7 protein-coding genes are annotated in these 9589 nt (G+C 69.8%); 5 read left to right on the forward strand and 2 right to left on the reverse strand.

Annotated elements, in window-relative coordinates; translation table 11 throughout:
• Positions 1 to 8 precede the first annotated feature (8 nt).
• Genes BCL67_RS13120 through BCL67_RS13135 form a run of 4 tightly spaced genes read left to right on the forward strand, consistent with a single transcriptional unit; the run spans position 9 to position 4220 of the window.
• A complete protein-coding gene (locus BCL67_RS13120) occupies positions 9 to 1847 on the forward strand; it encodes a phospho-sugar mutase (protein WP_106123888.1) in 1839 nt (612 codons plus the stop codon).
• A gap of 49 nt (positions 1848 to 1896) precedes the next feature.
• Positions 1897 to 2601 carry a deoxyribose-phosphate aldolase gene (deoC, locus tag BCL67_RS13125; protein WP_106123879.1) on the forward strand — a complete coding sequence of 235 codons (705 nt, stop codon included), beginning with the start codon at positions 1897 to 1899 and terminating at the stop codon, positions 2599 to 2601.
• Positions 2602 to 2643: 42 nt separating this feature from the next.
• Complete coding sequence (locus tag BCL67_RS13130) at positions 2644 to 2964, forward strand: hypothetical protein (RefSeq protein WP_106123880.1); 321 nt, start codon at positions 2644 to 2646, stop codon at positions 2962 to 2964.
• Positions 2965 to 2987: 23 nt separating this feature from the next.
• Positions 2988 to 4220 carry an acyltransferase family protein gene (locus tag BCL67_RS13135; protein WP_106123881.1) on the forward strand — a complete coding sequence of 411 codons (1233 nt, stop codon included), beginning with the start codon at positions 2988 to 2990 and terminating at the stop codon, positions 4218 to 4220.
• Here BCL67_RS13135 and mfd read toward each other — a convergent pair.
• Both mfd and BCL67_RS13145 read right to left on the reverse strand, forming a co-directional pair.
• A complete protein-coding gene (mfd, locus tag BCL67_RS13140; RefSeq protein WP_106123882.1) occupies positions 4157 to 7816 on the reverse strand; it encodes a transcription-repair coupling factor in 3660 nt (1219 codons plus the stop codon). The two genes, BCL67_RS13135 and mfd, sit on opposite strands and share 64 nt — an antisense overlap.
• A gap of 125 nt (positions 7817 to 7941) precedes the next feature.
• Positions 7942 to 9159: a calcium/sodium antiporter gene (locus BCL67_RS13145; RefSeq protein WP_308738007.1), complete on the reverse strand. Its 1218-nt coding sequence runs from the start codon at positions 9157 to 9159 to the stop codon at positions 7942 to 7944.
• 134 nt (positions 9160 to 9293) lie between these two features.
• On the opposite strand from BCL67_RS13145, the gene BCL67_RS13150 reads away from it, so the two are divergent.
• A partial coding sequence (locus tag BCL67_RS13150) for a transposase family protein (protein ID WP_146131169.1) occupies positions 9294 to 9589 on the forward strand: 296 nt, incomplete at its 3' end.

Genomic DNA, 9589 nt, shown 5'->3' on the forward strand with positions numbered 1-9589 from the left:
AGACCGCCATGACCGAGAACCTGTTCGGCGCCGTGCGCCGCTGGATCGAGATGGACCCCGACGCCAAGACCCGGTCCGCGCTTGCGCAGCTGCTGACCCGCGCCGAGGACTCGGACGCCTCGGCTGCCGAGGAGCTGCAGCGCCTCTTCTCCGGTCGGCTCGCCTTCGGCACCGCCGGTCTGCGCGCGGAGCTGGGTCCAGGACCGCTGCGGATGAACCGCCTCGTGGTCCGCCAGACCGCGGCCGGGATGCTCAGCTACGCGGAGGAGCAGCTCGCCCGGGCCCAGCAGGGTGCGGACAACCCGCAGGACCTGATGCGCAGCGGGGCGCGCAAGATCGTGATCGGCTTCGACGCGCGGCACCAGTCCGACGAGTTCGCGGCGGACACTGCCGAGATCTTCTCCGCCGCCGGCTGGGAGGTCCACCTGTTCACCCGCCCGGGACCCACGCCGCTGCTGGCCCGCCAGGTGCTGGTGCTCGACGCCGAGATCGGCGTGATGGTCACCGCCAGCCACAACCCGCCCCAGGACAACGGGTACAAGGTCTACCTCGGCGGGGAGCTCTCCCGCTTCCTGGAGCCCCATGGCCGTGGCGTCGGCGCACAGATCGTGGCACCGGTCGATCAGGACATCGCCGCCCGGATCGCCGAGCTCGTCGACGCCGACACCCCCGCCGATGCCTCAGCCAGCTCCCCCGAGGCCGGCAGCGATGTCGCGGCCGGCGCTGCGAGGACCCACCCCGTCACCGACGAGGCCCGCAGCAGCTACGAGCGTGAGGCGCTGGAGCTGCTGGACCCGCAGACCTACCCGCAGCGCGACCTGCACGTGGTCTACACCGCGATGCACGGCGTGGGCGGGGAGATGGTGACCTCGCTGCTGCGCGCGGGCGGGTTCACGGTGACCCCGGTGGCCGAGCAGTTCGAGCCGGACCCGGACTTCCCCACCGCAGACTTCCCCAACCCGGAGGAGCCCGGCGCCCTCGACCTGGCGCTGAAGACCGCCGAGTCCGAGAACGCCGACCTGGTGCTGGCCAACGACCCGGACGCCGATCGGCTCTCCGCCGCGGTCTATGACGACGCCGCCGGCGCCTGGCGCCAGCTCTCCGGTGATGAGATCGGAGCCCTCCTGGGCCGGCATCTGCTGGAACGCGGTCCGCTGCGTCCGCAGGCCGACGGCGGCGCCCCGGTCCTGGCGAACTCGATCGTCTCCTCCCGGCTGCTCGAACGGCTGTGCCAGGTCCGCGGAGTCGGCCACGCCGCGACGCTCACCGGATTCAAATGGCTCGCCCGAGTCGCGCACATGAGCTTCGGCTACGAGGAGGCCATCGGCTTCAATGTGGACCCCGAACATGTCAAGGACAAGGACGGCGTCTCCGCGGCGCTGATCTTCGCCGAGATGACAGCCTCGCTGAAGTCCCGCGGGATCAGCCTGATCGCCGCCCTGGACGAGATCGCCGCCGAGGCCGGGGTCTTCGTCACCGGTCAGGTGACCATCCGGGTCAGCGATCTCTCCGAGCTGGGCAAGGTCACCGCGGCACTGCGCGCGCAGCCGCCTGCGGAGATCGCAGGCTCCGCCGTCGTCGAGTCGCTGGACCTGACCCAGGACCCGCTGCCCGGCACAGAGCTGAGCGAGGCGACCAAGACCGACGCGCTGATCTACCTCACCGAAGCCGGTGACCGGGTGATCGTCCGGCCCTCCGGGACCGAGCCTAAGGTCAAGTGCTATCTCGAAGCGGTGGCGGACACGCCCGGCGTCGACGCCGACCCCGAGGCCATCGGCGCAGCCCGCGCGCAGGCCGCCGAGCGGCTGGAACAGCTGCGCACCTCGATGGAGTCCATGCTCAGCTGACCCCGCCGCCCCACCCACTTGTTGTTCCGCAGATGCACGAGGAGACCCGATGACGCACACCCCCACCCCCGCCGAGATGGCGCCGCTGATCGACCACACCGCTTTGAAGCCCGACACCGACGAGGCCACGATCCGTCGGATCGTGACCGAGGCGCGCACCCACTCCTTCGCCGCGGTCTGCATCAACCCGCGCTGGGTGCCGCTGGTCGCCGCAGAGCTCGCCGGCACCGAGGTCAAGACCTGCACCGTGGTCGGCTTCCCGCTGGGCGCCTCCACCATGGCGTCGAAGCTGGCCGAGACCGTCGAAGCGGTCCAGCTCGGCGCCGCGGAGGTGGACATGGTGGTGGACATCGCCGCCGCCAATGCGGGTGACCGCAACTACGTCGAGGCGCAGATCCGCGCGCTGGCCGATGCCGCGCACGCAGGCGGCGCGATCCTGAAGGTGATCCTCGAGACGGCGCTGCTAAACGAGTCCGCCAAGGAGCTGGTCTGCCGGGCCGCAGAGGCCGCCGGCGCCGATTTCGTGAAGACCTCCACCGGCTTCGGCGGCGGCGGCGCGACCCTGGCCGACATCGCACTGATGCACTCCCTGGTCGGTGGCCGCCTGGGCATCAAGGCCTCCGGCGGGGTCCGCAGCTACGACGACGCCGTCGCGATGGTCTCCGCCGGCGCCACACGCATCGGGGCGAGCTCCTCTCTTGATATCGTGGAGCCTAGAGAATCCAGCACATCGGGTGCTGCCGGAAGCTACTGAGATGTGCCTCCTGCAGACCGCACCGCATCCTAAGGGGAGCACATGATCAGCAACGGTAAGGTCAAGGCCTATTCGGGTCAGGGCAATCTAGTCGGCAACCTCGCCGCGTTCCTCGTCGTCTTCCTGATGCTCGTCGGTTCGATCGTCGCGCTGAACTTCTGGGACCTGGACCAGGTCTGGATTCCGGGACTCATCTTCATCGTCCTGTACTGCGGCTCCTTCTACGCGGCCAAGGAGATCATCGGGCGCTCGGACTCGCTGGACATGCAGGACCTCCACGGCGAACACGGCGAGCCGCTCGACGCCATGGCCTCGCGCGCAAGCTCCTCGCGTGAGTCGGCTGCGGAGCCGCACGTCCGCTGACCGCGGCACCCCCTGACGCAGCCATGACCACCCCGGCACCGAGGCCCTCACGCGCCCGGAATCTCGGGATCGACCTGTTGCGGGTCATCTCGGTCGCCGCGGTGGTCTTCGGTCACGCGTGGGCCGGGATGCCGGGGGCCGAGTACCTCCAGATCTGGCGCATGCCGCTGTTCTTCTTCCTGGCCGGGTTCTTCTTCTCCACCTCTCGGACCCTGCGCGGGGAGCTCCTCGCGCGCAGTCGCAGCCTGGCCCTGCCCTACCTGGTCTGGTTCCTGCTGCTCTGCCTCGCGGTGCTGGCGATGATCCCCACGCCGTGGCCCTTCGATCCGATGACGGTCCCGCAGGCGCTCTTCGGCGGCGCGATGACGAACATGCCCTTCCTGGTGTTCTGGTTCATCTCGGTGCTCTTCCTGGCCGCGCTGCTGCTGCGCGCGGTGCTGAGCCAGCCCTGGTGGGTCGGCGTCGCCGTGGCGGTCACAGGATTCGCGCTGGCGCAGATCCCAGGATCCGTCATGGGCTACACCCCGCTGGGGATCGGACTGGCACCGGCCTGCATGGGGTTCATGCTGGCGGGCCACTGGTTTGGCCGCTTCATGCGGACCCCGCGCGGCATGAACCTGCCCGCCAAGCCCTGGATCGGTCTGCTCTGCCTGATCATCGGCTTCGGCGCCGTGGCCGGCGGAGTGCGCACCATGAACATCAAATACTCCGGCTTCGGGACCTTCCTGCTCTCCCCCGCGGTCTCGGTGCTGATCAGCATCGGACTGGTGCTGGTCTTCTCCACCACGATCAACGCGCTGCTCGGCGGACCCCGGACGCAGCAGGCCCTGCCGCGGCACCAGTCGCGACGTGGACGGCTCATCGGCGTGGTCATCGCCGAGCTGGTCCAGACGGCGACCTTCGTGGTCTTCGCCCATGCGATCGTGCTCTACCTGCTGCTGCGCCTCTTCGGCCTGGAGAACCCGCCGCTGCGCACCCTGGCGGCGCTGGTCATCTGCTGGAGCCTGGGCATGGCGGTGAACCGGACCCCGCTGGCGCTGCCGCTGAACGGGCTCCCCCGGTCAGCGCTGCGCCGACCCAGCGCGGATCTGACCGGTCCAGACCAGGACGGTTCAGGACAGGCCGACGCCGGCGCAGCGGGTTCAGGCCCGACCGGCGCAGGTGAGCCCCACGCAGGCCGGACCAGCACAGGTCAGGCCGGCGCGGGTGAGACCGGTGCCGGCGAGACCGGCGGGAAGATCGCCTCGAAGACCTGATTCAGCCAGGCGAGCAGCTCACCGTCGGTGAGCTCCACACCGGTGATCCCGCTGGTCTTGGGCTTCGGAATCAGCACCTGCTTCATCGTGGCCTTGTGCTGGCTGCCCGGATACATCCGTTCCATGCGCATGGTCTTGGACTCCGCCAGCTCCGCCACCGGGCCGAACCGGATGAACTTGCCCTGGGTGCCGACGTCGTGGATCCCCGCGGCCCGGGCGCGGTTGCGGAACCGGGCCACCTCCACGATGTTGGTCACCGGCTCGGGCAGATCCCCGTAGCGGTCCTGCCATTCGGTGACGACCTCGGCGATCTTCTCCTCGGTGTCCGCGGCCGCAAGCTTGCGGTAGCCCTCCAGGCGCAGCCGCTCCCCCGGGACGTAGTCATGGGGCAGGTGCGCGTTGATCGGCAGCTCGATCTTGACCTCCGTGAAGGTCTCCTCGGTGTCCCCGCGGTAGTCCGCCACCGCCTCGCCGACCAGGCGCAGGTACAAGTCGAAGCCGACTCCGGCGATATGGCCTGACTGCTCGCCGCCGAGCATGTTGCCGGCGCCGCGGATCTCGAGGTCCTTCATCGCCAGCTGCAGGCCGGCACCGAGCTCGTTGTTCGCCGCCACCGCGCGCAGCCGCTCCAGGGCGACCTCGCCCAGCGGCTTCTCCGCCGGGTAGAGGAAGTAGGCGTAGGCCCGCTCCCGGGAACGTCCGACGCGGCCGCGCAGCTGGTGCAGCTGGGAGAGCCCGTAGGTGGAGGCCCGATCCACGATCAGGGTGTTGGCGTTGGAGATGTCCAGCCCGGTCTCGATGATCGTGGTGGAGACCAGCACGTCGAAGCGCTTCTCCCAGAAGTCCTGGATGATCTGCTCCAGCCGGGTCTCGCTCATCTGCCCGTGGGCGACCTCCACCCGGGCCTCGGGGACCAGCTCCCGGATCCGCGCGGCGGTGCCGTCGATGGAGGAGACCCGGTTGTGCACGAAGAAGACCTGCCCCTCACGCATCAGCTCGCGACGGATCGCCGCGGAGACCTGCTTGTCAGTGTAGGGGCCCACATAGGTGAGCACCGGGTGGCGCTCCTCCGGCGGGGTGGCCAGGGTGGAGGTCTCCCGGATCCCCGCCATGGACATCTCCAGGGTGCGCGGGATCGGGGTGGCCGACATGGCCAGCACGTCCACGTTGGTGCGCATCTTCTTGAGCTGCTCCTTGTGCTCGACGCCGAAGCGCTGCTCCTCGTCGATGATCACCAGGCCCAGGTCGTGGAAGTCCACCTCCTTGGAGAGCAGCCGATGGGTGCCGATCACGATGTCCACGCTGCCCTCGCGCAGCCCGGCCATCGTCTCCTTGGACTCCTTGGCGGTCTGGAACCGGGAGAGCGGCGCCACCCGCACCGGGAAGCCGGCATAGCGCTCGGTGAAGGTCTCATAGTGCTGGGAGACCAGCAGCGTGGTGGGCACCAGCACCGCGACCTGCTTGCCGTCCTGGACCGCCTTGAAGGCGGCTCGGATCGCGATCTCGGTCTTGCCGTAGCCGACGTCGCCGGAGATCAGCCGGTCCATCGGGATCTCACGCTGCATGTCCGCCTTGACCTCGTCGGTGGCGGTGAGCTGGTCCGGGGTCTCGGCGTAGGGGAAGGCGTCCTCGAGCTCCCCCTGCCAGGGGGTGTCGGGGCCGAAGGAGAACCCGCGCGAGGCCATGCGCGCGGCGTAGAGCCGGATCAGCTCGCCGGCGATCTCCTTGACCGCCTTCTTGGCCTTGCGCTTGGTCTGGGACCAGTCGCTGCCGCCCATCTTCGAGAGCGAGGGCGCCTCGCCGCCGACGTACTGGGAGACCTGGTCCAGCTGGTCGGTGGGCACCATCAGCCGGTCCTTGGCGCCGCCGCGCTTGGAGGCGGCGTACTCCAGGACCAGATACTCGCGGATGCCCGCGGTGCCTGCCTTGATCGCCTGCGGGGTGCCGACCTTGCGCTGGATCAGCTCCACGAACTGGCCGATGCCGTGCTGCTCGTGGACCACATAGTCCCCGGGCTTCAGCGCCAGCGGGTCCACCACGTGTCGACGCCGTCGGGCGGGGACCTTGCGGGCGGAGCCGGAGTCCTGGCGGATCGCGCGGCCGAGCATCTCGGACTCGGTCAGCAGCGCCAGCTGCAGCGGGTCCACCGCGAAGCCCTCGGAGACGTTCGCCGTGGAGATCGTGATCGTGCCCGGAGCGGGGACATCCTCGAGGGTGTCCACCCGGACGCAGGGCACGTCGTGCTCGGTGAGCAGCTCGTGGACCCGCTGGGCGGAGCCGGAGGCGGCGGTGGTGACCACCACGGACCAGTTCGCCTTCGCGCGCTCGCCCAGGAAGGTCATCACGTCCTCGACGCTGCCGCGGTAGCCGATCGGCTCGCGGGAGGCGATCGAGACGATGTCGGCGTCCTGCTCCAGCTCCTCGTCCAGGCCCAGGGAGGTCATCGACCACCAGCCGGCGCCGTGCGCGATCGAGGCCTCGCGGGTCTCCGCGAGGCTGGCGAAGCCGCCGGCGGCCAGGCCCTGCTGCTCGCTGCCGATCTTTGCGCCGCTGAGGTCAAGCGGTGCGGCGGCGCCGTCGGGGGCTGCGGACCAGGCGGCGGCGAGGAACTCCTCGTTGGTCGCCGCGAGGTCGTGGGCGCGGCCTCGGGTCTTCTCGGGCTCGATCACCACGGTGAGCGAGCCGGCGGGCAGCTGATCCACGAACGGCACCATCTTGTGCACCAGGACCGGGGCCAGGGACTCCATGCCCTCCGCGGCGATGCCCTCGGCGAGCTTGGTGAGCAGGTCCGCGGCGTGCGGCATCTGCGCGATGAGCTCCTTGGCGCGGGCCTGCACGGCCTCGGTGATCAGCAGTTCGCGGCAGGGCGCGGCGTCGAGCACCTCCGGGTGTTCGGTGGACTCGGTGTCCAGCGAGCGCTGGTCGGCCACGGCGAACCATCGCATCTGCTCGACCTCGTCGCCGAAGAACTCGATGCGCACCGGGTGCGGCTCGGTGGGCGGGAACACGTCGAGGATGCCGCCGCGCACGGCGAACTCACCGCGCCGGGTGACCATGTCCACGCGCGAATACGCGGCATCGGCGAGCTGCGCGACGGTCTGGTCGAAGTCGGCGAACTCCCCGACCTGCAGCCGCACCGGGGTGAGATCGCCGAGCCCGGCGACCAGCGGCTGGACCACCGCGCGGACCGGCGCGACGACGACGTCGAGCACTCCTCCGGCCTCATCCGGGTGGGCGAGCCGGCGCAGCACCCCGAGCCGGCGCCCCACGGTGTCCGAACGTGGCGAGAGCCGCTCATGCGGCAGGGTCTCCCAGGACGGGAAGTGCGCGACCGCGGCCTCCGGGGCGTAGGCGGCGAGCGAGGTGGCCAGCTCGTCGGCCTCGCGGTCGGTGGCGGTCACCGCCAGCAGCGTGCCGGTCGCGCTGGTGCTGCGCAGCTTGGTGGCGATCTCGGCGATCAGCGCGGGTCGGAGCCCGGTGGTCGAGGAGATCTGAAGCTCGTCGGTGCGCTCCCCGGCCGGATGTGCGGCGGCGGCGGCGACACGCCTGTAGGAGGGGTTCGCCGTGAGCGCTGTGCGCAGACCTGACAGAGCCATGGGAGAGTGACGCCTCGTTTCGCATGCAGATCGACATCGGAGCTCCGTGGGCGGGGTTTCGGCGCGGTGGATTCAGGTGTGAGATTCGTGAGTTCAGGCCTCACACAGGATACTCGCTGATCCGGCTACGGCGCCCCGGTCCGTCCGGGGCCGGGCCTGCCAGGCTCAGGCGTCCCAGGGTCGGCGGAGTCCGCGGGCTGCGCGGTGCGGGCCGCGCGACGCGTGCGCAGCACCCCGACCTCGTAGCCGACCAGGGCGGTGATCCAGAGCCCGGTGATCGGCAGCACGAACCAGAGCATCGCGGAGCTGAACGGCTGCAGCGCTGCATGGCCCGCGGCGTAGAGCACCAGGTAGACCACGTAGGCGCTGTAGAGCGCCACCAGGACCAGTCCCTCCAGACGCCCGATGGCCTGGGAGGTGAATGCCAGCGGAAGCAGCACCAGTGCTGTGGCGATCATCACCGGCAGGTCGAAGTTCACGGCCGCCGAGGCGACCTCGACGCCCAGCGGGGAGATGATCGCGGTCAGTCCGAGGACGGCGCCGATGTTGAAGATGTTGCTGCCCACCAGGTTGCCCACCGCCATGTCGCGCTCCCCGCGCAGGGCGGCGATGACGCTGGTGGCGAGCTCAGGCAGCGAGGTGCCGATGGCCACGATGGTGAGTCCGATGATCAGGTCGCTGACCCCGAGGGACAGCGCGATGGTGCTCGCGGCGGAGACCAGCATCTGCGCGCCCACCACGAGCAGCGCGATGCCCACGGCGAGCAGCACCAGGTCCACCAGGATCGAGCGTCGCTTCGTGGTGCGCAGCCCCTTGGTCAGCTTCACGGCGCCGCCGCCCACGGCCCGGTCGACGTCGAGCGTCTCCTCCGGGCTCGGTGCAGCCTGCTCGCGGCCGGTCTGACGGCGCGCGAGCACCACGGTGACGGCGAGGTAGGCGACGATCAGCCCGAGCAGCACGGCGCCCTCGAGGGTGCTGACATTGCCGTCCAGGGCCATCAGCAGCGCGATCACGGAGAAGCCGATCATGATCGGGATGTCGACCTTGATCAGCTGGACCTTGACCACCAGCGCTCCGAAGATGGCGGTCAGGCCCAGCACGAAGAGGATGTTCACGATGTTGCTGCCCACCACGTTGCCCAGCGCAAGCCCGGGAGAGCCGCTCAGCGCGGCGCCGGTGCTCACCGCCAGCTCCGGGGCCGAGGTCGCGGAGGAGACCACGGTCAGGCCGATGATCAGCGAGGACAGGCCGACGGTGCGGCCCAGCGAGGCTGCGCCCCGCACCAGGGCCTCGCCGCCGCCGACGAGCAGGACGAAACCGCCGAGGAGCAGGAGAAGAGTCATGATGGTCACCGGTGCAACTTTACAGGCTCTTCGCAGATGAGGGTGTAGCAACCGTTGGCGTGGCGGTGCACAGATAGATGTCGAGGCCTTCCGAAGATGGAAGTTCCTACACTGCCCATCTGAAAGACCTCGACGTGGCCAAGCCTACTTTTGCCATCCCCGATATTGATAGTTTCTGCCTGGTCGACCAGCTCGGACTCACCATCACCGGCCAGCACCTCGAAGAACGCCGAGCCGTGCTGGAATGCCGAGTCCTCCAACACGACCCCTGGTGCCGGAACTGCGGCGCCGAAGGCGTCTCGATCGGCACCGTGGTGCGCCGGATGGCCCATGTGCCGCTGGGCTGGCGGCCCACCACCCTCTTGGTTCGGGTGCGCCGCTACCGGTGCGCGGACTGCGCCCGGGTCTGGCGCCAAGACACCAGCTGCGC

The sequence above is a fragment of the Nesterenkonia sandarakina genome (assembly GCF_003003175.1).
In the GTDB taxonomy this organism is placed as follows: Bacteria; Actinomycetota; Actinomycetes; order Actinomycetales; family Micrococcaceae; genus Nesterenkonia; species Nesterenkonia sandarakina_A.